The sequence below is a fragment of the Ruegeria sp. CDSB013 genome, from assembly GCF_059611165.1.
This window is the reverse complement of sequence record NZ_JBXWPA010000002.1, coordinates 51880-74195: the sequence shown is the minus strand read 5'-3', so window position 1 is coordinate 74195 and position 22316 is coordinate 51880. Positions and strand designations below refer to the sequence as shown.

Annotated in this window: 25 protein-coding genes; 6 read left to right on the top strand and 19 right to left on the bottom strand. The window is 57.7% G+C overall.

Features of this window, described 5'->3' with window-relative positions:
- The first annotated feature begins 58 nt into the window (after positions 1–58).
- Positions 59–1225 carry a peptidoglycan DD-metalloendopeptidase family protein gene (locus AC2FJF_RS03830; RefSeq protein WP_496723101.1) on the top strand — a complete coding sequence of 389 codons (1167 nt, stop codon included), beginning with the start codon at positions 59–61 and terminating at the stop codon, positions 1223–1225.
- Between the two features lie 61 nt (positions 1226–1286).
- On the opposite strand, the gene AC2FJF_RS03825 is transcribed toward AC2FJF_RS03830, so the two are convergent.
- Both AC2FJF_RS03825 and AC2FJF_RS03820 read right to left on the bottom strand, forming a co-directional pair.
- Positions 1287–1958: a helix-turn-helix transcriptional regulator gene (locus AC2FJF_RS03825; protein ID WP_496723099.1), complete on the bottom strand. Its 672-nt coding sequence runs from the start codon at positions 1956–1958 to the stop codon at positions 1287–1289.
- 15 nt (positions 1959–1973) lie between these two features.
- A complete protein-coding gene (locus AC2FJF_RS03820) occupies positions 1974–2282 on the bottom strand; it encodes a hypothetical protein (protein WP_496723097.1) in 309 nt (102 codons plus the stop codon).
- A gap of 217 nt (positions 2283–2499) precedes the next feature.
- On the opposite strand from AC2FJF_RS03820, the gene AC2FJF_RS03815 reads away from it, so the two are divergent.
- The 4 genes from AC2FJF_RS03815 (at position 2500) to AC2FJF_RS03800 (ending at position 5011) form a co-directional block, all read left to right on the top strand.
- Positions 2500–2715, top strand: a complete 216-nt coding sequence (locus AC2FJF_RS03815) for a twin-arginine translocase TatA/TatE family subunit (RefSeq protein WP_170354368.1) — start codon at positions 2500–2502, stop codon at positions 2713–2715.
- Between the two features lie 6 nt (positions 2716–2721).
- Positions 2722–3180 carry a Sec-independent protein translocase protein TatB gene (tatB, locus tag AC2FJF_RS03810; protein WP_496723094.1) on the top strand — a complete coding sequence of 153 codons (459 nt, stop codon included), beginning with the start codon at positions 2722–2724 and terminating at the stop codon, positions 3178–3180.
- Complete coding sequence (gene tatC / locus AC2FJF_RS03805; RefSeq protein ID WP_496723092.1) at positions 3177–4052, top strand: twin-arginine translocase subunit TatC; 876 nt, start codon at positions 3177–3179, stop codon at positions 4050–4052. Before tatB ends, tatC begins: the two co-directional genes overlap by 4 nt.
- Before the next feature lie 116 nt (positions 4053–4168).
- The gene (locus AC2FJF_RS03800; protein WP_496723090.1) at positions 4169–5011 is read left to right on the top strand and encodes an ATP-binding protein; all 843 of its coding nucleotides are present in this window, start codon (positions 4169–4171) and stop codon (positions 5009–5011) included.
- A 59-nt stretch (positions 5012–5070) separates the two neighbouring features.
- On the opposite strand, the gene AC2FJF_RS03795 is transcribed toward AC2FJF_RS03800, so the two are convergent.
- From AC2FJF_RS03795 to alr, 11 genes are all read right to left on the bottom strand, one after another.
- Positions 5071–5715: an SDR family NAD(P)-dependent oxidoreductase gene (locus tag AC2FJF_RS03795; RefSeq protein WP_496723088.1), complete on the bottom strand. Its 645-nt coding sequence runs from the start codon at positions 5713–5715 to the stop codon at positions 5071–5073.
- Between the two features lie 41 nt (positions 5716–5756).
- Positions 5757–6005 carry a hypothetical protein gene (locus tag AC2FJF_RS03790; RefSeq protein ID WP_058271935.1) on the bottom strand — a complete coding sequence of 83 codons (249 nt, stop codon included), beginning with the start codon at positions 6003–6005 and terminating at the stop codon, positions 5757–5759.
- Positions 6006–6273: 268 nt separating this feature from the next.
- Entirely contained in the window at positions 6274–7797 is a 1524-nt protein-coding gene (purF, locus tag AC2FJF_RS03785) for an amidophosphoribosyltransferase (protein WP_496723085.1), read from the bottom strand.
- A gap of 36 nt (positions 7798–7833) precedes the next feature.
- On the bottom strand, positions 7834–7974 hold the full coding sequence (locus AC2FJF_RS03780; protein ID WP_496723083.1) for a hypothetical protein: 141 nt from the start codon (positions 7972–7974) through the stop codon (positions 7834–7836).
- 980 nt (positions 7975–8954) lie between these two features.
- Positions 8955–9554: a CvpA family protein gene (locus tag AC2FJF_RS03775; RefSeq protein ID WP_496723081.1), complete on the bottom strand. Its 600-nt coding sequence runs from the start codon at positions 9552–9554 to the stop codon at positions 8955–8957.
- Between the two features lie 40 nt (positions 9555–9594).
- Positions 9595–10956, bottom strand: coding sequence for a DNA repair protein RadA (radA, locus tag AC2FJF_RS03770; RefSeq protein WP_496723079.1), 1362 nt, complete (start codon positions 10954–10956; stop codon positions 9595–9597).
- A gap of 120 nt (positions 10957–11076) precedes the next feature.
- Complete coding sequence (locus tag AC2FJF_RS03765; protein ID WP_496723077.1) at positions 11077–11859, bottom strand: DNA repair protein; 783 nt, start codon at positions 11857–11859, stop codon at positions 11077–11079.
- Positions 11860–12005: 146 nt separating this feature from the next.
- On the bottom strand, positions 12006–12458 hold the full coding sequence (locus tag AC2FJF_RS03760; protein WP_496723075.1) for a paraquat-inducible protein A: 453 nt from the start codon (positions 12456–12458) through the stop codon (positions 12006–12008).
- A gap of 435 nt (positions 12459–12893) precedes the next feature.
- Positions 12894–13640 (bottom strand): ABC transporter ATP-binding protein, encoded by a 747-nt coding sequence (locus tag AC2FJF_RS03755; protein ID WP_496723073.1) that lies wholly within the window; start codon positions 13638–13640, stop codon positions 12894–12896.
- On the bottom strand, positions 13637–14419 hold the full coding sequence (locus tag AC2FJF_RS03750; protein ID WP_496723071.1) for an MlaE family ABC transporter permease: 783 nt from the start codon (positions 14417–14419) through the stop codon (positions 13637–13639). The genes AC2FJF_RS03755 and AC2FJF_RS03750 overlap by 4 nt, the downstream gene beginning before the upstream one ends.
- The gene (alr, locus tag AC2FJF_RS03745; protein WP_496723068.1) at positions 14416–15450 is read right to left on the bottom strand and encodes an alanine racemase; all 1035 of its coding nucleotides are present in this window, start codon (positions 15448–15450) and stop codon (positions 14416–14418) included. The genes AC2FJF_RS03750 and alr overlap by 4 nt, the downstream gene beginning before the upstream one ends.
- A gap of 229 nt (positions 15451–15679) precedes the next feature.
- On the opposite strand from alr, the gene AC2FJF_RS03740 reads away from it, so the two are divergent.
- Positions 15680–16222, top strand: a complete 543-nt coding sequence (locus AC2FJF_RS03740) for a GNAT family N-acetyltransferase (RefSeq protein ID WP_496723066.1) — start codon at positions 15680–15682, stop codon at positions 16220–16222.
- A 3-nt stretch (positions 16223–16225) separates the two neighbouring features.
- On the opposite strand, the gene AC2FJF_RS03735 is transcribed toward AC2FJF_RS03740, so the two are convergent.
- From AC2FJF_RS03735 to AC2FJF_RS03710, 6 genes are all read right to left on the bottom strand, one after another.
- Positions 16226–17716 (bottom strand): replicative DNA helicase, encoded by a 1491-nt coding sequence (locus AC2FJF_RS03735; RefSeq protein ID WP_496723064.1) that lies wholly within the window; start codon positions 17714–17716, stop codon positions 16226–16228.
- 225 nt (positions 17717–17941) lie between these two features.
- On the bottom strand, positions 17942–18622 hold the full coding sequence (locus AC2FJF_RS03730) for an orotate phosphoribosyltransferase (RefSeq protein ID WP_108858457.1): 681 nt from the start codon (positions 18620–18622) through the stop codon (positions 17942–17944).
- Between the two features lie 143 nt (positions 18623–18765).
- Complete coding sequence (locus tag AC2FJF_RS03725; protein ID WP_496723061.1) at positions 18766–19947, bottom strand: ammonium transporter; 1182 nt, start codon at positions 19945–19947, stop codon at positions 18766–18768.
- 157 nt (positions 19948–20104) lie between these two features.
- Positions 20105–20584: a CinA family protein gene (locus AC2FJF_RS03720; protein ID WP_496723059.1), complete on the bottom strand. Its 480-nt coding sequence runs from the start codon at positions 20582–20584 to the stop codon at positions 20105–20107.
- Positions 20581–21078, bottom strand: a complete 498-nt coding sequence (locus tag AC2FJF_RS03715) for a phosphatidylglycerophosphatase A family protein (protein ID WP_496723058.1) — start codon at positions 21076–21078, stop codon at positions 20581–20583. Before AC2FJF_RS03715 ends, AC2FJF_RS03720 begins: the two co-directional genes overlap by 4 nt.
- Positions 21075–22205, bottom strand: a complete 1131-nt coding sequence (locus AC2FJF_RS03710; protein WP_496723056.1) for a bifunctional 2-C-methyl-D-erythritol 4-phosphate cytidylyltransferase/2-C-methyl-D-erythritol 2,4-cyclodiphosphate synthase — start codon at positions 22203–22205, stop codon at positions 21075–21077. The genes AC2FJF_RS03715 and AC2FJF_RS03710 overlap by 4 nt, the downstream gene beginning before the upstream one ends.
- Between the last annotated feature and the right edge of the window lie 111 nt (positions 22206–22316).

Genomic DNA, 22316 nt, shown 5'->3' with positions numbered 1-22316 from the left:
TATTTCGCGATAAGCGCTGGAACCCCGGACAACAGGGGCAGGCGGTGAGGACAGTAAAATGAGAGCAGTTTCCAAATCAGCAGTCGCAGCAGGTGTTGCGTCTTTGGCGTTCCTCGCGGGATGCGAAGGCCCCATAGATTATGATCTGCGCGGCAATGTCGGTGGTTTTTCCACGGCCGATGCGGCGCAGGCAGCCACTGCCAACCGGCCGGTACCGGATGCGCGTGGCGTGATCACCTATCCCAATTATCAAGTGGCCGTTGCGCGCCGGGGCGACACGGTTGGCGATGTCGCCGCCCGGGTCGGATTACCGGCAGCGGAAGTCGCGCGTTTTAACGGATTGCAAGTTGCGGACCAGCTGCGTGATGGCGAGGTGGTCGCCTTGCCCCGTACCGTCAGCGCGGCCAGCTCTGTCGATATCGCGACAATTGCAGGCACTGCGATTGACGAAGCGCCCGCGGATGGGTCGGTGCGCACATCGACGCTGGAACCGGCACAACCAGCCGCTGCGCCTGCACCGGCCACTGCGCCAGTAGGACCCGAGCCCATTCGCCACAAGGTCAAGCGCGGCGAAACCGCGTATACGATCGCGCGCCTGTATAACGTACCGGTCGACGCTCTGGCCGAGTGGAACGGGCTGGGGTCTGACTTTACCGTCCGTGAAGGGCAGTTTCTGCTGATTCCCATCAAAAACCAGGCTGCACCCCGTCAGGAAGCTGCCGCTGCAACCGTTCCTGCGACCACGATCACCCAACCGGGGCAGGGATCGCCCACGCCGACCCCGCCCAGTGCGACGCAACCGCTGCCGGATGAAGATATCAAGCCGGCAGAACCCGCGCCGGACGTGACCGCCGAAGCACCCACAACGCAAAGCAATTCCGCACTTGGCCTGCCGGTCACCGGAACGATCATCCGCACCTATAAAAAGGGCTCGAACGAAGGCATCGACATTGCGGCCTCGCCTGGTAGCCCGGTTAACGCTGCCGCAGCGGGCACCGTCGCCGCAATCACGGCAGACGCGGATCAAGTGCCGATCATTGTGGTAAAGCACAACAGCGACCTGCTGACCGTCTACGCGAATGTCGAAAACATCACTGTGAAAAAGGGTGCTCGCGTCAAGCGCGGCCAAAAGATCGCCTCCTTGCGCGGTGGCGACAATGCTTATGTGCATTTTGAGGTTCGTAAAGGGTTCGAATCTGTCGATCCGGAACCCTATCTGCGGTGAAGGTTATGGCCCTGAGCGGGCCAAGCATTCGGCCAGAGTATTTGAGAAAAGACGAATCCCGTCAGGCGTGCGGATCATAATCGCTTAGGCGCTTGCCGGGCTCGTCTGCGAAGACCTCAGGCAGGGGCGAGATTGCTTCGACCAGGTCGATGCGAAAAACGCGGAATCCTTGGCGCAGCTCGCACCACGCCGTCAGGGTCCAGACGCGCCCCCAGTATTCCATGTGCAGGGGGCGTATGACCCGGTCGGTCAGAACGCCGTCGATCCGGCGGTAAGACAGACGGAGTTTCTGACGGGATTTGATGGCGGCACGGATAGGGGCCATGTGCGCCAGCCCCCGAGCCGCATCGGCAAAGGGATAGACTGCAAACTTCCAATTGTCAGCCTCGGCCACGACCTGCGTGGGCAACACGGCGTCGATCTTGTCGGCCAGCGACGTGGCTGCGGCCTTGAGGTCGGGGTCTGCGGCTTCGGCTACGATGGCCATACCGAGGTTCAACGCCTCAAGCTCGGCAGGGGTCAGGTTCAGAGGGGGTAGGGTGATCTGCTCGCGCACCATGTAGCCTACGCCACGCTCGCCCTCGACCGGGACGCCCGAAGCAACCAGCGTATCCATGTCGCGATAGATGGTGCGGACCGACACCTCAAGCCGATCCGCGATGTCCTGCGCACGGTGCAGTTTGCCGTCGCGCAGGATCTGGATGATATCGAATAGCCGGTCACTGCGGCGCATGGGATGTCCTGTGTGTCATGACGCTCCGATGGTCCAATGGATTGCATCGTGGCGCATAGTCACCGTGTCCGGCGCGATTGCAGCCATCACCGCGGGGGCGAAGTCCTGTTTGGGAAATGCAACGGCGGCGGATTGAGCGCAATCCATGTCTGCCCAGATGACGGTGTCGGTCCAAAGCCCGTCATCCCCTGCGCTGAGGCGTCGAAAGACAAAGCCATCTGCGTTCCGAACAAAGGATTCGGTGCCTTTCATGATGTTCACGAAATCCTCCTTTGTTACATCGGCCGCGAGTTTGAAGGTTACGGTTTCTGCGATTTGTGTCACGTCATGCTCCTGTTTTGATGAGACAGGGCCGTTCTACGTGCTCTCAACTGACATAAACCTGTCAGTTGAGAATTGCGAGTCCTCAAAAATCGCGTGATCCGTTCATTTTTGGACACAGAACCGGGCCGACACGCTTTTGCGATGGGCCGCCCGCGCGTAAACACAGTGCCAGATCACATTCCCGGCGCATGTGCGTCGACTTCAAAGGAGAAGAGACATGCTTAACAATATCGGACTTCCCGGTCTTCTGCTGATTGCCGTTGTGGTGCTGGTGCTGTTTGGCCGCGGCAAAATCAGCTCGTTGATGGGCGAAGTGGGCAAAGGCATCACCTCGTTCAAGAAGGGCGTCAAAGAAGGTGCGGACGAGCTGGAGCAGGACGCGTCCGAGATGGCGAAAGACGTCACCCCCGAGACCGACAAAGACAAGGCCTAAGCGCAGATGTTTGATCTGGGCTGGACCGAGCTTCTGGTCATCGGCATTGTTGCCCTGATCGTTGTGGGGCCAAAGGACCTGCCGGTGCTGTTCCGTAACGTTGGCCGCTGGGTCGGCAAGGCCCGTGGCATGGCGCGCGAGTTTAGCAGCGCCATGAACGAGGCAGCGGATCAGGCGGGTGTGAACGAGATCAAGAAGGGTCTGAATGCGGCCACCAATCCTGTGAACACCGCCATGGACGGCGTGAAAGAAGCTGCGCAGGAAATGGCCAAGAGCATGGACCCGACTAAGTTCGACCCCGACAGCGAAACCGGTAAACTGGCTGCTGAACGTGCAGAGCAGGCCAAGAAGATCCAGGCCTCGACCGCGCGTGCCGCTGCCGAGCGTAAGGCCAAAGAAGCTGCGGATGCGCTGGCCAAGGCTGAAGAGGCCGAAGCCGCGCTGAATACTGAAAGCAAGACATGAGCAATACCGACGAGATCGAAGACAGCTCGGCCCCATTGATCGAGCATCTGGCAGAACTGCGCACACGGTTGATTCACTGCGTCGTGGCGTTCCTGATCGGGATGATAATTTGCTTCACCGTTGCCACGCCGCTGTTCAACTTCCTCACAAACCCATTGTGCGAGGTGCTGGCAGAACGCGGGCAGGATTGTGATTTGATCTTCATTTCACCGCAGGAAGGGTTCTTCGTCGCCATCAAGGTCTCGCTTCTGGGCGGCTTCATTCTGGCATTCCCCTATATAGGGATGCAGATGTGGCGGTTCGTTGCACCGGGCCTGTACCGGTCGGAAAAGAACGCGTTCCTGCCGTTCATGCTGGCATCGCCATTCATGTTCCTGCTGGGGGCAAGCTTTGCCTTCTACGTGGTCACGCCGCTGGCTTATGACTTCTTCCTTGGCTTCCAGCAGTTCGGATCAGAAGGCGAGGCAGTAGTTGACGGCACTGCTACTGCACCGCTCAGCGTGGTCTTCCAGGGCTCGGCACAGGAATACCTGAACCTGACCATCAAGTTCATCGTGGCCTTTGGGCTGTGCTTCCAGTTGCCGGTTCTTCTGACCCTGATGGGAAAAGCCGGGCTGGTAACTGCTGAAGGTCTGGGGGCCGTGCGTAAGTACGCGGTGGTCGCCATTCTGGTTCTGGCCGCACTGGTGACACCGCCTGACGTGATCACTCAGGTCATCCTGTTCGTGGTTGTCTATGGGCTGTACGAGATTTCGATCTTCCTGGTCGCACGCGTCGAGAAAAAGCGCGAGGAACAACTGCGCGCTGACGGCTACTACGACGATGAAGAAGAAGCGGATGAAGAGATTATTCAGGAAGAAGAAGGCAAGTAATCCTGATGATCGATAACAATAAAGCGCGTCCGTCAGGGCGCGCCTTTTTTGCGCGCGGCTCTTGTTGCGCCCGGCGGAACATGGTTTGAAACCAGCAAAACCGACCGGAGGCGCCTATGAACGACCAAGCCCTGAACCGTATCGCTGACGCCTTGGAACGCATGGCACCGGCGCCTTTGGCCGCGCCTGACTTCGCGGCAGCCCCGGCTTTTGTCTGGCAAGTCGAGCCGGACCAGCTTGAGCCGGTCAAACAGGTCAACCGTGTCGATCTGGACCTGCTGGTGGGTATCAACCGCTCACGCGATACGTTGCTGGACAACACGCGCCGCTTTGCGGCCGGGTACAAGGCCAACAACGCGCTGTTGTGGGGTGCGCGGGGCATGGGCAAGTCCAGCCTCGTCAAAGCTGTCCACGGTACGTTGCAGGCGGAATTTCCTGACCTCAAACTAGTCGAACTCCAGCGTGAAGACATGGGCTCGGTCGCGCGCCTTCTCAACCATCTGCGCGCCGCTCCGCACCGGTTCATTCTGTTCTGCGATGACCTGTCGTTCAGCCACGATGATCAGCATTACAAATCACTCAAGGCGGTGCTGGACGGAGGCATCGAGGGCCGCCCCGAAAACGTTGTCTTCTACGCGACCTCGAACCGCCGTCACCTGATGCCGCGGGACATGATCGAAAACGAACGCTCCAGCGCGATCAATCCGTCAGAGGCGGTCGAGGAAAAAGTCTCGCTCTCTGACCGGTTCGGCCTGTGGCTGGGCTTCCATCCCTGCGATCAGGATGAATACCTTGCGATGATCGACCGGTATTGCGCGGCTCATGGTGTAAGCGTCGACGCCGATATCCTGCGCGCCGAGGCCATCGAATGGCAAGCCACCCGGGGCGGACGCTCGGGTCGCGTGGCATGGCAGTTCTTTGTCGATCTGGCTGGGCGCAACGGCGTACATATCGCGTAGACCGCCCGCTACATCTGGCCAAAATATCCCCACTGGTGGCATGGCCTAAAGGGCTATTCCTACAACAATGCCAAAATTCTGGCAGCCTCATCCGCCGGGTTTATCAACGCATTGCGGTCTTCGCCGGGATGGAACCTGGCGCGTACGGCCGTCGGCATCGGTGCGGGTTCCACGATCGAAACGCGTGGTCCTGTACGTTCTGTTTCCACTGCCCAGCTACGGGCAAGCGCCAGTTGCGCAGCCTTGGTTGCACCATAGATGCCATAGAATTTTTCACCGGCCTTGGGATCGTCGAAAAACACCGCATGGCCGCTGTCGCCCAACAGGGGCGCGATATAAGGGATCAGAACCGACGTGGCTGTTGCGTTGATGTTGACCGCCTTCGTCCATTCCTTGGGGTCCACGAAATGCGCAGGCGTCAGGGCCGAAGTGTGGACTGCAGTGTGCATCCACAGATCAACTTTGCCCCATCGGTCATGAATGCCCCGGCACAGCGTCGCCATGGCGTTCGGATCCGCGATGTCCATCGGCGCAAGCGTGGCGGCACCACCCTTGGCTTTGATCCGGTCGTCCAACTCTTCCAGCCCACCAGTGGTGCGGGCGACGGCGACGATGTGATACTCGGGTGCCAGAGCTTCGGCCAGGGCAGCACCCAATCCGCGCGAAGCCCCGGTGATGAGGGCAATTTTAGTCTGATCGGTCATAAGGGCGGTTTGAACCCATGCGCGCAGGGCGTCAAGACAGATTAACTTCCGGGGATGACGATCCGCTTGGTCTGGCCGCTTTGTCGCAGCATGACGCCTTCGTCATCAATGGCAATCACAGTGCCCGACGACACCCGGCTGCCGGGCTTGACCTCTTTGACCCGGCCTGACGACAGGCGCACTAACGCACGCATGTCAGCTTTTGGACCAAAGACGCCCAGCACAGAGACTGAGTTCTTCTTTAGCGCGCCCGTCTGTGTGGCCGCGTTTTTGACGTTAGCGTTTGACATAATTTTCGGCCTGGCCACGTTGGCCTGACCCCTTGTTTTATGAGTGGTTCGGCAAATGCGCTATCAAACGAAGGACAGGAACTAAAGAGGCGGGGATTGCGCGATAGCGCGGCTGAATAACTGCGCCGCCGAAGCTCCTGCAATTGCGGTTTCTTCATCGAAAAGTTGTGCGCGAAAACCGACCGATCAGGCGCAGCCCATACGTGAAAAGGCCCGCATCGCAATTGCGAAACGGGCCATCACTGCAGTCTGATTCGGGCGCGTATTCTTAGCCGGACGCCAGTTTGGCCGCATTCCAGGACCCGCCGGGCACCTGCATGTCCTGCTTTTTCTTGCTGACCCGGCTGCTGTTTTCGAGGCTGTCCAGATAGTCTTCGCTGACGCTGCCGGTAATGTAATTCCCGTCAAAGCACGAGCAATCGAAGGATTCGATATCCGGGTTACCTTCCTTGGCGGACCAAATCAGGTCATCGAGATCCTGATAGAACAGGGCGTCTGCGCCCAGCTCCTGCCGGATATCTTCAATGTTCTTACCGTTTGCGATCAACTCATGCTTTGTGGGCATGTCGATACCATAAACGTTGGGGAATTTTACCGGTGGCGAGGCGCTGGCGATGAACACCTTCTTGGCCCCGGCTTCGCGGCACATCTGAACGATTTTTTTGATCGTGTTGCCGCGCACGATGGAATCGTCGATCAGCAATACGTTATGGCCTTTGAACTCCAACGGAACGGCGTTCAGCTTGCGGCGTACGGATTTCTGACGCTCTTCCTGACCGGGCATGATGAATGTGCGGCCTACATAGCGGTTCTTGACCAGACCTTCACGGTAAGGAATGCCCGTGGCTTTCGCGACCTCAAGTGCCACAGGTCGCGCGCTGTCCGGCACAGGGATGATGCGGTCGATCTCTAGGCCTGCAGCCTCAATCTGGCGCGCCAGCGTCTGGCCCATACGCATCTGGGTTTTGTAGACCGAAACACCATCCAACAGCGAATCCGGACGGGCCAGGTAGACGTATTCGAAGATACAGGGGGTAAGTTGACCTTCAACCGCCTGGAACGTGTGCATGTTGCCATTGAGGTCAATCAGGATGGCCTCACCCGGTTTCACATCACGCAGCTTTTCAAATCCGTTGATGCCGAATGCCACGTCTTCGGACGCAAAGGCATAGTCGTCGCCGTCCCCATCCACATCGCGCTTGGCAACCGACAGCGGTCGAATGCCGTAGGGATCGCGAAACGCCAGCATGCCAACACCGGCCACCAGACAGATCACTGAATAGGCACCCTGAACGCGCTCCATCGTCATCTTCACACCGGCGAAGATGTTGCGGATCGGTTCGGCATTGCCATTTACCTTGATTGCGTCGGCCACTTTGTCAGCCAGCACATTCAGCATAATCTCGGAATCCGACGTGGTGCGCAGATGGCGGCTGTATTTGGCTGTGACTTTCTCGCGCTGCTCGGCGGTGTTAGTGATGTTGCCGTTATGGACCAAATAGATGCCATAGGGAGCGTTGACGAAAAACGGCTGCGCCTCGGCCGCGCTGAGCGATCCGGCGGTCGGATAGCGCACATGCCCCATACCGACTTGTCCCAGCAGGGTCTCGGCGTCATTGGCGTTAAAGACGTCCTTGACCAACCCGTTGGCTTTCTTCTCACGGAAGAACTCACCAGTATAAGTCACTATCCCCGAGGCATCCTGACCCCGGTGCTGCAACATCAGCAGCCCGTCATAGATTTCCGCAAAGACATCATGTGTCCTGCTTGCGATCCCTAAAATGCCACACATATACGGGCTCCAATTTCCATGACGTGTTTATGTTGATTAGGTGTGCGGGTCGGACCGTCTGGACAGCGGTATCTGTACGCATTTTCGCCCGGCTGGTTGGCGGCGCGCACACGCCATCGTCGCAACGGTAAGCGCGTAAGAAAACAGATACAGCAAGATCGGCAGCTCCGATTCCATGTCAGTTCGCCACTCACATAATGCCTAAGCGCGCCTGTGTCATCAAAGGATCACATTCGCGATTTGACGCATGCGGATTCTGCCAAAAACAAATTGAAAAGGTGACAGCGGCCGCGGGCATGTGGTGTCATGGTCGACATAGTGAGTTTTCGGCAATGATACAGGTTCGATCGGATACCCGGCATGTGGCAGCACAAACAAGGAAACAAAAAAGAAGAACCGGTAAAGCGCCGGTGTCACCGATGCAGGGGCATGGGGCGGGCACCCTGTCAGATCTGTAATGGATCGGGGGAGGTTATCAAAAGCCGCGACATTCACGGGAAGCCGATTTTCAATCGCTGCGACGGCTGTTTTGGATTGAAAACGATCAGATGCACTGTTTGTGCAGGTGAAGGGTTTGTGTGACCGTAGGTGGAACAACTCAGCTTCCCGACCTAAGGACGGTTGTGCGGACTTTGTTGCCGTTCGTTCCAATCTTCAACATCTAGACTTCGGAGCCAAACAGATTCACTTTGAACCAAACTCTCCAAATGCCAGAACTCAAGTCCTAGTCAGTTGAGGAGACCGTATGTACTTTCAAATTTCAGCATTGCTCGCAACGTCGCTGCAGCGTGCGAAGAATGCCTATCTTTGGGTCATCGGCGGACTCTTAAGGCTTGTTTTTATGGTATTTGTCTTGGGTCTTGGGACGGCAATTGCGTCTATTATTGTACGAAATCTCGGTGGAAATGTATTCTGGGAGCTCGGGATTTTGGGGTTGGGAGGGTTTTTGACCCTCCACCTTGCGATGCAGACAAGGAAGTTCATAAGCCCCGACGAATAGACCGTCGATTAACGCACAGATCTGGACCGTAGCAAAAGGCAGAATGGGCTCACCGCAGACGTTCTTCGCGGTGCGTCTTCGTCCCGCAACACCTAGAAAAAAGCCCGGCTGATGCCGGGCTTTATTATTCTGACGTCTGATTTATTTTGACGTCTGTTTATTCCGTGGTCGTTGGGGCTGTCAGATCCTCAGCGGGTGCGGAACCTTCCGTGCAGCTGGCGACCAGTTCTTCATATTGGCGGGTGACCCAGCCAAGAGCCGCTTCGGGGTTCTGTTCTTCGATCTTGTCGCTGAACTGCTCGAACACTTTGGCCGAGCGGCTTTCGTCAACGATCGTATAGGACTGACCCGTCATCACCGTGTCATAGACAAAGAATGCGATGGCAACCAACAGGATGCCGCGGGCGATGCCGAAGAAGAAACCAAGCGCCTGATCGAGACCACCCAACGCAGATCGTTGAACAATCGACGAGAAAAGCGGGGTGAAGATGCTGACGATGATCAGAGCAATCGCAAAGACTGCGGCAAAGCCCGTGATGACCGACAATTCGCAGCTGTCGCGCAGGAAATCCCCGACAACCGGGATCTCTTTGACCAGCGGTACCGCTTGGGGCGCAAAGATAAAGGCCAGCACCGCGGCTGCGACCCAGCCTGCGATGGCCAGAACCTCACGTAAGAAGCCGCGCGAATAGGCAAGAATGCCTGAAACGACGATGATCAGGGCAACGACCCCGTCAATTATTGTAAAACCTTCCATGGCCCTCGCCTGTTCTTTTTCTGCCCCTCAGGGGACGACCTTAACCTGCTCCGAAGGTTTCGCCAACAAACCCAACCAAATCAGAGGGTCGGGTGAGTGTCAGACCTGCCACAGTACCGGTTTTGCCGCCCGCCGGAGCGATTGCCGATGTGAAACCAAGTTTTTGGGCTTCTTTCAACCTGTTTTCTGTCTGCGGGGCCGGTCTAAGTGCCCCGGATAACGAGATTTCTCCGAAAACAACGGTATCTGCGGGCAGGGCTGTGTCTTCTCGGGCACTCAGCAGGGCTGCAGCGACCGCCAGGTCCGCGGCGGGCTCACCGATTTTCAAGCCACCAGCGACGTTAAGGTACACATCGAGACCCGCAAAAGGTATGCCGCAACGCGCTTCGAGCACGGCGAGGATCATTGCCAACCTTCCACTGTCCCAACCGACAACGGTCCGGCGCGGTTGTGAATGCGGGGACGGGGCTACAAGCGCTTGTAATTCAACTAAAACGGGGCGTGTGCCTTCGATCCCGGCAAAGACTGCTGACCCAGGGCTGGGTGTTCCGCGCTCGGACAGAAACAAGGCCGATGGGTTGGTCACCTGTGCCAGGCCTTTGCCTGTCATTTCGAACACGCCGATCTCGTCCGCAGGGCCAAAGCGGTTCTTGACCGCCCGCAGAATGCGGAACTGATGGCCGCGCTCTCCTTCGAAGTATAGGACTGTGTCCACCATATGTTCGACCACGCGGGGACCTGCAATTTGGCCTTCTTTAGTGACGTGGCCGACCATGATGATTGAAACACCGTGTCGTTTCGCAAACGTGGTCAATTCATGCGCCGCGGCCCGGACTTGTGACACCGAGCCCGGTGCGCTGTCCACATTGTCGGCCCACATGGTCTGGATCGAGTCGATGATGGCCAGACCGGGTTTCTCAGCCTCAAGCGTCGTCAGTATGTTCCGCAGATTGGTTTCGGCGGCCAGTTGGACCGGTGCATCCTCTAGCCCCAGCCGGCGCGCGCGCATGCGCACCTGAGCGCTGGCTTCTTCGCCAGATACGTAGATGGTCTTGACGCCCGCACGCGCAAACCGCGCTGCGGCCTGTAACAGCAGCGTCGACTTGCCGATACCTGGATCGCCCCCAACCAGCAGGGCCGAGGCCGGGACCAGACCGCCACCCAAAACGCGGTCCAACTCGTCTACGCCGCACAAGGTGCGCGGCGGCGGTGTTTCCTCGGTCGACAGGTCCGTGAGTGTAATGGACTGGCCACGTTTGCCGCCGAGGGATTTCTTTGCAGGGCCAGCCGAAAGAGGCACGTCTTGCGCTATTGTGTTCCATTCGCCGCAGCCGTCACATCGCCCGGACCACCGGGAATGCGTTGCGCCACAGGCTGAGCAGGAGAAAGTTGTCTTTGCCATTCGGCCTTGGTGCCCGAGCGCGGACGGTTCTTCAAGCCCTTGTAGGGCTTTCATCGCTGCCGGTGGCGCGCCGCGTCCTTAGGCCCTATGGGCCATCGTCCCCGGCGGGCGCTGTCGCGCCTATTCCGCGGCGCGGGGCGGCGACATTGCTATGACGCTCGATTTCTTGGGATCGCGGTCGTCGGCGGGCGATTGCAGCTGTGCCGACAATTCGGGCAGCAGTTCAAACAGTTCGTCCCGCAAACGTGCCAGCTGCGATTTGGCAATGGATTCTTCCATCTCGACATCGTGGGTCCATTGGCGCAGTTCATGCTGGATGACTTGCGCTTCTTCGATCCGCTTCTGGAACGTCTCAATTTCTTCCTGACGTTGCTGCAGGAACGTGCGAGCACGGCTGACGCGCGCATCACCATAGGTTTCTGCCAGCTCTTGGCTGATTTGGCTCATTTGTGCGGCCAGCTCCAGGATTTCGGGTTCAAGCGATTGCAGGTCGGGGTGGTGGCGCAGGAAGGCCATCCTTTCCTTGACCGCGTCGAATTCTGAGGACAGCAGAAACGTTTCGCCGCGATCTGCTGAATGGGCCAAGTGATAAGCCTGAGCCACGTCATGCATGTTCAATGAGAACTTACGATGTGACGTTTCAAGCGCCATCATCCGGGCGTTTGCGGGAAGATAAAACGCTAACATGAGAATCAGCACCGTCAGGCCTATCTGGACATACATACCTGCGTCGACAGCTGGACCTGTGCCGAAACCGGCCTGCATAGATAGCCAGGGCAGAACCCCCAAAGCGGACAGAAAACACGCGCCAACCGAGAACAGGGCCGCAGTGCATATGAGGAAAAAAGTCAATCTTAAAAAGGCATTCTGAAATTGCAATGTGATGTTGTGGAGGGCAGTCATCTTAGACGAACTCCTTTTGAAACCGGAACACACCAGCCCAAAGCGGGGACATCTAACGCACACAGAATGATCCGCTTAGGACCGAAACTACAAAAATTTTCTGCTCGAAATATAAAGATGATACTCAGATAAGCGTTTTCAATCAATTACGTCTGAGAATTTCGTGATCCGCGTGTCATTTCGGTAATGTGGCCCAATGCGAGTGAGGCCAGAATGCACGCTGTGAACAGGTAAAGACCCCACGCAGTTTCGATGGTCGCGTAGGAGATTCCCTTCGCCAGCGTGATATAGAGCGCGATCAGGAAAATGTCGGCCATCGCCAGTTTCCCGAGAAGGTTGAGTGCAGGTTGGACGCGCGGGTCCAGCAGGTCCCATTGGATCAATGCGGTGCCGATGGTTTTGACGTAGGGCGCGAAGAGGGCGAAGATTGTGACGATCAGCGCCAGAAAGACGTCCGACTTCCATAAGGATTGCAGGCCGGTGATGACGCTGATTTCACTGAGACCGAAGATCGGCAACAGCCCCGCACGCATCAGTGGGGCGAACCACGCGATGGGGTAGAGGATCAGGAGGGAGAGGGTGGCGAGGCGGAGGGTCATTGGCTCCATCAAAGTTCACATGAGCACATAACTATTGGGCCTAAGTGTCCTTTGCTGAAGTTCCTTTCTTCGAATTTCTTCGTTTGAGTTTGAAGAAATCCCAAAACATGTAAATGATAACAAATGGAAGGACCACTACCAAGGCAAAATCGGCTTGCGTAGAATATGAAGATTCATAGTACCATTCGGGAAAAAGAAACTTCCAGACTACAACTGGCAAGGCACAGGCGATCAAACGAAGTGGGCCCGAATAGCGAGCTCCAAACTCTTTTGCCAATGATAGAAACTTTTTCAAGTTCTTGATCTTTCAAAAATTCTTGTTCCGTATTTTTACAGGAGACGAAAGTCTACAGCGAATGAATTGCGAGACTCGCAGTTTACATGACAAATTCTAGTAGAAAACGGATCACAATCTTTTTTGCGCAGTTTGCACTATCACCGCACCGCCTCAATCGGCCCTTCCGCACTCCCGCTGATGAACTGTTCCACATAAGGATCGCCCGAGGCATCCATCTGGCTGACCGGGCCGGTCCATTGGATGACGCCTCCGTGCAGCATGGCCACGTTGTCCGCAATCGCGCGGACAGAGCTCATGTCGTGGGTGATGGTCATAGCGGTGGCGCCCATCTCGGTCACGATCTCGCGGATCAGGTCATTGATGACGCCGGACATGATCGGGTCGAGGCCGGTGGTGGGTTCGTCAAAGAAGATGATCTCTGGCTCGGCGGCGATGGCGCGGGCGAGGCCCACGCGTTTCTGCATGCCGCCTGACAGTTCGGACGGGAACCGGTCGGCCACGTCAGATTTCAGGCCCACACGGCGCAGTTTCTCAATGGCGATTTCGCGCGCGTATTCGGCGGGGCGCTTCAACGGACCGCGCAGCAGGCGGAAGGAAACGTTCTGCCAGACGGGCAGGGAATCGAACAGGGCCGCGCCCTGAAACAGCATCCCGAAGCGGGCCAGGAATTTGTCGCGGTCGCCTTTCGCAGCGTCCTTACCGTTTACGTAGATCATCCCACTATCGGGTTTGATCAGGCCCAGAATGCACTTCAGAGCCACGGACTTACCGGTGCCCGAGCCGCCGATGATGACCATCGAGGTGCCTTTGGGGATCTCAAGGCTCATGCCTTGCAGAACCTGATTGTCGCCAAAGGCTTTCGCTACGTTCTCCATCCTGATCATACCGAGAAGAACACCCCTGTGAGAATGAAGTTGGCAGCGAGGATCATAATCGCGGCGGATTCGACCGAGGATTTGGTGGCCCGGCCCACACCTTGCGCGCCGCGGCCCGAATTCATGCCGTTATAGCAACCCATGATGGCCGCGATCAGGCCGAAAGCCGCGCCTTTGACCAGAGATGACACGATGTCCTTGGTCTCAAGAAAGTTGACCGTGTTCTGTAGGTAGGTCGCCGCGTTGAAACCCAGATTTTGCGTTGCGACCACGTAACCGCCTGCAATGCCGATGATATCTCCGATCCCGACCAACAGGGGCACCGTAATCAAGGCGGCCAGAACACGCGGCGCCGTCAGGTATTTCATCGGGTGGGTCGACAGGGTGACCAGCGCGTCAATCTGCTCGGTCACTTTCATGGTCGCGATTTCGGCCGCGATGGACGAGGTCACGCGCGCGGCGATCATCAGGCCGACCAGAACAGGGCCGAGTTCACGCACCATGCCGATGGCGACGATCTGGGGCACCACGGCCTCGGCGTTGAAACGCGCGCCGCCTGCGTAGATTTGTAAGGCAAGGGCACCGCCGGTGAAGATGGCAGTCAGGCCAACAACCGGCAGCGACAGCCAGCCGACATTCATCAGGGCAACGGCAAACTCGCGCGGGTAATAGGGTGGCCGAAAGATGTGTGAGATCGCGTCCAGCGCGAATATTCCCACCTTGCCAAAGTTGGCAAGCATGGACAGGACAGCACGGCCCAACCCACCCAGCGCGGCCAATGGGTTCATTCGACGTATCCCCGGGAAAAACGCGCGCCCAGCGACGTCAGGATTTCATATCCGATGGTGCCGGCGGCTTCGGCCAGATCGTCGACTGTTTGATGTCCGTTCAGGATGCGTAGGCGTTCGGGATCTTCGGGCAGATCGGTGACGTCAACCGTGATCAGGTCCATCGAGATGCGTCCGACAACCGGGCAGGGCTGGTCGCCAAAAAACACGTCGATCCCACCACCGATGGCGCGGTGCAAACCATCAGCGTAACCGGCGGCAACGGTTGCAATGCGAGAGGGACGACGCGCAATCCAGCTGTTGCCGTATCCGACCGTTTCACCGACGTCGACAGGGCGGACTTGGATAACAGGCAGGTCGATCGCGACAACAGGTTTCGCGTCGGCAAAGGGCATGCCGCCGTACAGGCCGATGCCGGGGCGGCAGAAGTCAAAGTGGAACTCGGACCCCAACATCGTACCACCCGTAGCAGCCAGAGAACGGAGGGCAGTCACGCCATCTGTCATCTCGCGGAAGGATTTCAACTGCTGTTGGTTCATCGGGTTATCAGGCTCATCCGCGCAGGCCAGATGTGACATAACTACCACCGGGTTATTGGCCTCCATCTCGGGCCGCAGTTCAGCCCAGTCTGCGGGCTCAAGCCCAAGGCGGTTCATGCCGCTGTTCAATTGGACCCCAAAAGGGCGATCCGGCATTGCCTGCCGGAGCCTTTTATACTGTTCCGGCGAATTGATCAAAGGGATCAGATTATCTGCATAATGTAGCCCATTGTCCCCTTCCATGAAACCAGAGAACACGAAAATCTGCGGCTTGGGGCCTACCGCGTCGCGCACAGCGGCGCCTTCTTCGGCGGCGGCGACAAAAAATTGGCGAACCCCTTCTTCAGCCAGGGTCGCAGACACTGGCCCAGCTCCAAGCCCATAAGCATCAGCTTTGACAACTGCTCCGGTTTCGACTTTTGTTTTTGCGTCCAATGCCCGCCAATTGCTGGCGAGCGCATGAAGATTGATCGTTAAGTGTGCGGTACCCATGGAGTGTTCATGACATTGGATTGCGGCAGGTCAAGGGGGTAAACAGCAATTCTTGAGGAGATTTTGCGAGTGCTGGGCGGCTTCTAGCTGCTATCGCAGGGACAATGGCGGTTTGCCTGACTTTTAGGAGTATTACAGTTGCCTCGACATTGTATCCGCCACGTATTCAACGAACGTTGTATAAGTATATCGTTTACTCAGAGCCGGACGATGAAGTGAGATGAATTCCATGCTGAAAATGACCTGGGACTACAATGCGTATGCGACCGAACTGCCTGAACTGTTTCGCGACGTATTCACGGCATCTGAGAGTAAAGAAGAGGGAGCAGTGATCAGTGCGCTGGTCAGCGATTTGTTGGAGACGACGGACAGAGATGACCTGCACGCCGCCATTGCCGATGATGATCCCCAAGTGCAGGGTTGCATCCTGTTTTCGCGGCTGCGCTTTGGCCAAGACCTTCGACAGGTGTTCTTGATGTCGCCGGTTGCCGTGCGTACGGATCACCAGAAAGCGGGGATTGGGCAGCGACTGATCACGTTTGGGTTGGACGAGCTGCGCCGTGACAAAGTGGACTTTGTGGTGACCTACGGTGATCCGAACTACTACGGTAAAACCGGGTTTTTGCAGATTTCAGAAAAAGTCGCCCAAGCTCCTCTGCCGTTAAGCCATCCGCACGGGTGGTTGGGGCAATCATTGACGGGGGTTGAGATGGCGCCGTTCAAGGGGCCATCTCAATGTGTCAGTGCATTCAACAAACCCGAGCTATGGTAAGGGTTAATACCCCTCAATCTGCCCGTCCTGTTGCCAGGGTTTTACCAGATTTCCAAAACGGGTGAACTGCGCCTCGAACGAAAGGTCGACCGTGCCGATGGGACCGTGGCGCTGCTTCCCGACAATGACTTCGGCCTTGCCGTGCAGACGTTCCATGGCCTGCTTCCACTCTTCCATCTTTTCCAGTTCGTGATCGCCGGGCTTTTCGCGTTCCTTGTAGTATTCCTCGCGGTACACGAACATCACCACGTCGGCGTCCTGTTCGATCGAGCCTGATTCCCGCAGGTCGGACAGTTGTGGGCGTTTGTCGTCGCGGTTTTCAACCTGACGCGAAAGCTGGGACAGGGCGATCACCGGAATTTGCAATTCCTTGGCGATGGCTTTCATGCCCATCGAAATCTCGGCAATTTCGTTGACGCGGTTTTCGGCCATGCCCCGGCACAGCTGCAGGTAGTCGATAACGAGCAGGTCCAAACCATGTGTCCGTTTCAAACGGCGTGCCCGAGCCGCCAACTGCGAAATCGGCAGGGCGGGCGTGTCGTCAATGAAAAGCGGGCAGGCTTCCAGTTCCTTGGCCGCGTCGACAAAGCGGCGGAACTCGGACTCGGTCATGTCACCCTGGCGGATCTTATGGGATGAGATTTCGGAGGCTTCAGCCAGAACTCGGCCTGCCAGCTGTTCCGCACTCATTTCCAATGAGAAAAAGCCAACGACACCGCCGTCAATCGCGCCCTCTGAGCCGTCTGGTTTCAGCCCACGTTTGTACGCCTTGGCCACATTGAATGCCACGTTGGTCGCCAAAGAGGTTTTCCCCATCGACGGACGACCGGCAAGAATGATCAGGTCAGACGGGTGCAATCCACCCAGTTGTTTGTCCAAGTCGGCCAGACCGGTGGAAATCCCTGCCATGCCACCACCGCGCTGGTACGCTTCGTTGGTGACGTTGACGGCTTCTGTGACCGCCTTGAGGAAGGATTGAAATCCCTGTTCGGTCTGGCCCTGCTCGGATAACTGATAAAGCTGTTGCTCGGCCTCGACGATTTGTTCTTTCGGCTCGCTTGAGACATCAACCCGCGCCGCCTTGTCCGAGATATCCCGACCCAGCCGGATCAGCTCGCGCCGGATTGCCAGATCATAAATCATCTGGGCATAGTCATGCACCGCAAAGGCGCTGATCGATGCGCCCGCCAGTTTGACCAGATAGGCCGGGCCACCCAGTTCCTGCAGGCCCTCATCCTCGGCCATGAAGGATTTCAGCGTCACGGGCGAGGCCAGCGCATTCTTAGCTATCCGGGTCGAGGCGACCTCATAAATCCGAGAGTGAACCGGGTCATAGAAATGCTCGGCCCCGATGATCGAGGCGACCCGATCATAAAGATCGTTATTGGTCAGGATCGCACCCAGAAGCTGCTGTTCGGCCTCAATGGAATGCGGCATGGTTTCGGCGTTCTGAATCCGAGCTGCTGCCTGCTCGATGCTGCTGATCTCGTTCATTTTGTCCCCGCTGCCCTGCGGCGCTTTCTACACGCTATTTCGGCGTGTCGGCTATCTGGAAATACCTGTGGCTAACTATGGATAAAGCCTTGGGATAACTTTCCTGACAGTTTGGATACCTGTGTATGCGTAGCTTATTATGTAGGATTTGGGGAAAAAGTCACCAGATATCGTGGCCGGTCGCCCGATTCTTCCGGGCTTATCCCCAATCTGTCCACAAGAGGTTTACGTGGATTTATTTGCTTCCTGCCAGCCACGCGGGTCTTTCAGGAAGGCTTCGACACCGTCAAGTGTTTCCTGATCAAAGGCTTTCTGCGCTTTGGCCTCGGCCAGAACATCCCACCATGTGCAAAGGTGATGCAGTTGGATGCCGTGGTCGCCCAACGTTTTTTCAGTCTCGGGAAAGATGCCATAGTAGAAGATGACCGCCGTGTGCCCGCAAGTGGCACCTGTTTCGCGGATCGCATCCACGAAGGACAGCTTGGACCCGCCATCGGTGGTCAGATCCTCGACCAGCAGCACGCGCTCTCCTTCGCTCATCGCGCCTTCGATACGAGCGTTGCGGCCATAACCCTTTGGCTTTTTGCGCACGTAGGTCATCGGCAGCGCCATACGCTCAGCCACCATGGCGGCGAAGGGGATGCCCGCGGTCTCACCGCCGGCGATATTGTCGAATGCCTCAAACCCGGCATCCCGCATCACGGTGACGGTCAGGAAATCCATCAGGGTCGACCGAATGCGCGGGTACGAGATCAGCTTGCGGCAGTCGATATAGGTTGGGCTGGGCAAGCCGCTGGCCAGTGTGAACGGCTCACGCGAATTGAAATGGACGGCTTTGATCTCCAGCAACATCCGTGCGGTAAGGCGAGCGATTTCGGTGCTGTCGGGGAATGAACTGGGGATCATAACGGTACCTCTGGGCTGAATGGCATTGCGGGCTGATAGCCTGTCCCCCGTCCCAGAGTCGAGAGGGGTGTGCGCAAAAGAAAAGCGGACCTCACGAAGAGGCCCGCTTTGGCCCTTGCGGGCAAGAGGCAGCCAAGGTGGGCTTAGCTGCTCATGTCATAGGCACGCTCGCCGTGTACCGACAGATCGAGCCCGTTTGTCTCGGTTTCTGCATCTACGCGAAGCGGGGTGATCAGCGCAACCACCTTGATCAACACAAATGTGACAACTGCCGTAAAGGCACCCACGATCACCAGCCCGCCCAACTGCGCGGTCCAGGCACCCAGGCCGAACACAGCGATCATGATGGTGCCAAAGATGCCGCCTACGCCGTGCACCGCGAACACGTCCAGAGTGTCGTCGATGTTCAGCTTGTTACGGATGATGTTCACGGCCTCCTGACACAACACGCCTGCTACGGCACCGATGATCAGCGCCTGAACCGGATCGACATATCCCGAGGCTGGGGTGATCGAGGCCAGACCCGCAATCGTACCTGTAACCAGGCCCACCATCGAGGCTTTGCCGTATTTGATGCGTTCATACAGCGCCCATGTCAGCGATGCGGTTGCGGCCGAGATATGCGTGACTGTTATCGCCATGGCGGCACCGCCATCTGCCGCCAATTGTGAACCGCCGTTGAAGCCAAACCAGCCAACCCAAAGCATCGCGGCACCGATCATGACATAGCCCGGATTGTGCGGCGGGGTCGTGCGGTTGCGGCGAGGGCCAAGAACTACGGCGATGATCAGCGCGGCCAGACCTGCGGTTTCGTGCACCACGATGCCACCGGCAAAGTCACGCACGCCGATCTCGCCCAGAATGCCGCCATCGGTCAGAATGCCACCGCCCCAGATCCAGTGAACGACGGGTGCGTAGCACAGCAGCATCCACAGGCCTGAGAAGATCATGACAAACCCGTAACCCACACGCTCGACATATGCGCCGATGATCAGGGCGGGGGTGATGATTGCGAATGTCATCTGGAAGGCAAAGAACAGTACCTCGGGCAGGGTGCCCGACAGGCTGTCGACGTCAACTCCGTTCAGGAAGGCTTTGCCGAGACCGCCCCACAGACCCGACCCGCCGTCACCAAATGCGATCGAGTATCCGGCGACCAACCACAGGATGCTCATCAAACAGGCGATGCTGAAGCAGTGCATGAAAACGCTCAGCACGTTGCGGGCGCGGACGAGACCGCCATAGAACAGGGCGAGGCCCGGCAATGTCATGAATAGGACCAGTGCAGTTGCAACTATGATCCAGGCGGTATCGGCTCCGTTCATCAGCCGGTCTCCTCTGTGGCGTCTTCAGCTTGCGTGGCTGGCGTTGAAGCGGAGAGAGGACGGGGAAAAAAGAGGCGGACGGGGTTTTGGGTGCCTGTTTTAAGGGCCTTTTATCAACCGATGATAAAATAGGCGTCAAAAGGTACAGAGTGCTTTATTATTGAGCGAACAACGAAACGCCGTGCGACAGAAGGTTCAGAGCATGATCGCGGGCCGCAATGCGGACCTTGTCACGTCCCAACGGCCCAAATTCGACCGTTTCGGTCTTTGTCTTCTGTCCGTCGGCAGCGAGCCCAAAGCAAACGCGGCCTTCCGGCTTGAATTCTGATCCGCCAGGGCCTGCGATGCCGGTGATCGAAACGGTCAGTTGGGCTTGCGAGTTCTTCAATGCACCTTCTGCCATCTCCAGCGCGACTTCTTCGGACACAGCGCCATGGGTTGCCAGAGTCTCGGCGTTTACGCCCAGCATCTGCTGCTTGGCGTCATTGGTGTAGGTGACAAACCCGCGATCCACCACGGCCGAGCTGCCCGGGATATCCGTCAGCGCAGCAGCGACCATGCCGCCGGTACAGCTTTCGGCTGTCGCGATCATCACGCCTTGCGCCTTGGCGCGGTCAAGCAAAGCGGCGACACTCATAGGCCCAGAACACCGTGCGAGATGCCGGCAAGAACCAGAACGCCGATCCCGGCAAAGACGCCGGCGATCACATCGTCCAGCATCACACCCATCGCGTCACCTTTGCGATCCGCCCAACCCACCGGGCCGAGTTTCGTGATGTCGAACAGGCGAAACAGAAGGAAACCTGCGATCCAGCCGGGCCAAAGGGCTGTGATATCGATTCCATGCGCCCAGGATGGGTAGGAAATGGCCCAAAGCGCGATGAACTGCCCGGTAACTTCGTCGATGACGATTTCAGACGGGTCGTGATCTTCCTGACCAGCAGTCATCACTTTGGTGGCCCACAGGCCGCCGACGAAAACAGCGACAGTGGCGAGGACCAGCAATGGAAAGCCGCCCAGCGTATGAAGGACCCAAGCCAGGGGCAAGGCGGCCAGAGATCCCCATGTTCCGGGTGCAGGGCGTAGATATCCGACGCCGCAAACGGTCCCGATCAGGCGCGCGGCGTTCATGACTTCACCAGACAAGCTGTGGCCAGCGAGGCGATGCCTTCGCTGCGTCCGGTAAAGCCCAGACGTTCGGACGTGGTCGCCTTGACCGAGATCTGATCGGCGCGCAACCCCATGATACTCGCCATTTCTTCACGCATCGCGGGCGCGTGCGGACCGATCTTGGGGTATTCGCAGACCAGCGTGCAATCGACATTTGAAATACTGTAACCCATCTGGACCGACAACTCGACCGCGTGGCGGAGGAATATCTCGCTTGCCGCGCCTTTCCATTGGGGGTCCGAGGGTGGAAAGTGCTGGCCAATATCGCCCTGCGCCAGCGCGCCATAGATTGCATCAGTAACCGCATGCATGCCGACATCCGCATCCGAATGGCCCTGTAGCCCCCGGTCATGCGGAATTTTGACGCCGCACAGGATCACGTGATCCCCGTCGCCAAAGCGATGCACGTCATAGCCGTTGCCCAGTCTCACATCCATGTCTGTCCCCAATACGCGTTCCGCCCGGGCAAAATCCTCGGGTCTTGTGATTTTGATGTTATCGGCATCGCCTGGCACGATCACGACGTTCATGCCAGCGGCGCGGGCGACCTCGACATCGTCCGCCGCGCCGCCAGAATGGGCCGCGTGCGCCGCGACAATCGCGTCATAGCGAAAACCCTGTGGGGTCTGGGCTGCGAAAAGACCCGTCCGGTCCTGCGTACCCGTAACGACGGCTTCGTCACCGGTCCAAAGCGCATCTGTAACGGACAGACCGGGCGCTGCAGCCTCATGCTTGGTCAGGGCGGTCAGGACGCCTGTAATGGTCTGGCTGCTCACGCAGGGGCGAGCGACGTCGTGAATCAGGACATGTTCGATCCCCATCCCATCCAATACATCCAGCCCGTTCCGTACCGACCCGGCACGATCGCTGCCACCTTTTGCCAGCAGCAGATCAGAGCCTAAAAACTCGTCCCAAGCGGTCTTATCATCCTCGGACAGCACCAGAACAATATGATCGACCTGATGGCGAAAGCGGTCGATGGTCCAGTCTGCAACTCTGCGTCCGGCCAATGGTCGCCATTGCTTGGGAATGCCGCCTCCGGCGCGCAATCCGCGTCCTGCGGCGACGATGATGGCGGCGGTGGTCATTGGGCGAATTCTCCGATGATTTGAGCGCAGTGTTTAAGCTGCGGTGAATGTAGAGGCAATCACCCGCGTCGAGTTGCTTAAAAAATAGGCAAGTGGTGATTTTGCAAGCTT

Bases quoted from the DNA above. Each gene is read 5' to 3' on its own strand.
- AC2FJF_RS03755 (WP_496723073.1), bottom strand. From the start codon at position 13,640: ATGATCAGGATGGAGAACGTAGCGAAAGCCTTTGGCGACAATCAGGTT.
- AC2FJF_RS03765 (WP_496723077.1), bottom strand. From the start codon at position 11,859: ATGACTGCCCTCCACAACATCACATTGCAATTTCAGAATGCCTTTTTA.
- AC2FJF_RS03775 (WP_496723081.1), bottom strand. From the start codon at position 9,554: ATGGAAGGTTTTACAATAATTGACGGGGTCGTTGCCCTGATCATCGTC.
- AC2FJF_RS03830 (WP_496723101.1), top strand. From the start codon at position 59: ATGAGAGCAGTTTCCAAATCAGCAGTCGCAGCAGGTGTTGCGTCTTTG.
- AC2FJF_RS03715 (WP_496723058.1), bottom strand. From the start codon at position 21,078: ATGAACGCCGCGCGCCTGATCGGGACCGTTTGCGGCGTCGGATATCTA.
- AC2FJF_RS03730 (WP_108858457.1), bottom strand. From the start codon at position 18,622: ATGATCCCCAGTTCATTCCCCGACAGCACCGAAATCGCTCGCCTTACC.
- radA (WP_496723079.1), bottom strand. From the start codon at position 10,956: ATGGCAAAGACAACTTTCTCCTGCTCAGCCTGTGGCGCAACGCATTCC.
- AC2FJF_RS03750 (WP_496723071.1), bottom strand. From the start codon at position 14,419: ATGAACCCATTGGCCGCGCTGGGTGGGTTGGGCCGTGCTGTCCTGTCC.
- purF (WP_496723085.1), bottom strand. From the start codon at position 7,797: ATGTGTGGCATTTTAGGGATCGCAAGCAGGACACATGATGTCTTTGCG.
- AC2FJF_RS03795 (WP_496723088.1), bottom strand. From the start codon at position 5,715: ATGACCGATCAGACTAAAATTGCCCTCATCACCGGGGCTTCGCGCGGA.
- AC2FJF_RS03725 (WP_496723061.1), bottom strand. From the start codon at position 19,947: ATGAACGGAGCCGATACCGCCTGGATCATAGTTGCAACTGCACTGGTC.
- AC2FJF_RS03735 (WP_496723064.1), bottom strand. From the start codon at position 17,716: ATGAACGAGATCAGCAGCATCGAGCAGGCAGCAGCTCGGATTCAGAAC.
- AC2FJF_RS03760 (WP_496723075.1), bottom strand. From the start codon at position 12,458: ATGACCCTCCGCCTCGCCACCCTCTCCCTCCTGATCCTCTACCCCATC.
- tatC (WP_496723092.1), top strand. From the start codon at position 3,177: ATGAGCAATACCGACGAGATCGAAGACAGCTCGGCCCCATTGATCGAG.
- AC2FJF_RS03720 (WP_496723059.1), bottom strand. From the start codon at position 20,584: ATGAGTGTCGCCGCTTTGCTTGACCGCGCCAAGGCGCAAGGCGTGATG.
- AC2FJF_RS03710 (WP_496723056.1), bottom strand. From the start codon at position 22,205: ATGACCACCGCCGCCATCATCGTCGCCGCAGGACGCGGATTGCGCGCC.
- alr (WP_496723068.1), bottom strand. From the start codon at position 15,450: ATGGGTACCGCACACTTAACGATCAATCTTCATGCGCTCGCCAGCAAT.
- AC2FJF_RS03815 (WP_170354368.1), top strand. From the start codon at position 2,500: ATGCTTAACAATATCGGACTTCCCGGTCTTCTGCTGATTGCCGTTGTG.
- AC2FJF_RS03800 (WP_496723090.1), top strand. From the start codon at position 4,169: ATGAACGACCAAGCCCTGAACCGTATCGCTGACGCCTTGGAACGCATG.
- AC2FJF_RS03825 (WP_496723099.1), bottom strand. From the start codon at position 1,958: ATGCGCCGCAGTGACCGGCTATTCGATATCATCCAGATCCTGCGCGAC.
- AC2FJF_RS03780 (WP_496723083.1), bottom strand. From the start codon at position 7,974: ATGGAATCGGAGCTGCCGATCTTGCTGTATCTGTTTTCTTACGCGCTT.
- AC2FJF_RS03740 (WP_496723066.1), top strand. From the start codon at position 15,680: ATGCTGAAAATGACCTGGGACTACAATGCGTATGCGACCGAACTGCCT.
- AC2FJF_RS03790 (WP_058271935.1), bottom strand. From the start codon at position 6,005: ATGTCAAACGCTAACGTCAAAAACGCGGCCACACAGACGGGCGCGCTA.
- tatB (WP_496723094.1), top strand. From the start codon at position 2,722: ATGTTTGATCTGGGCTGGACCGAGCTTCTGGTCATCGGCATTGTTGCC.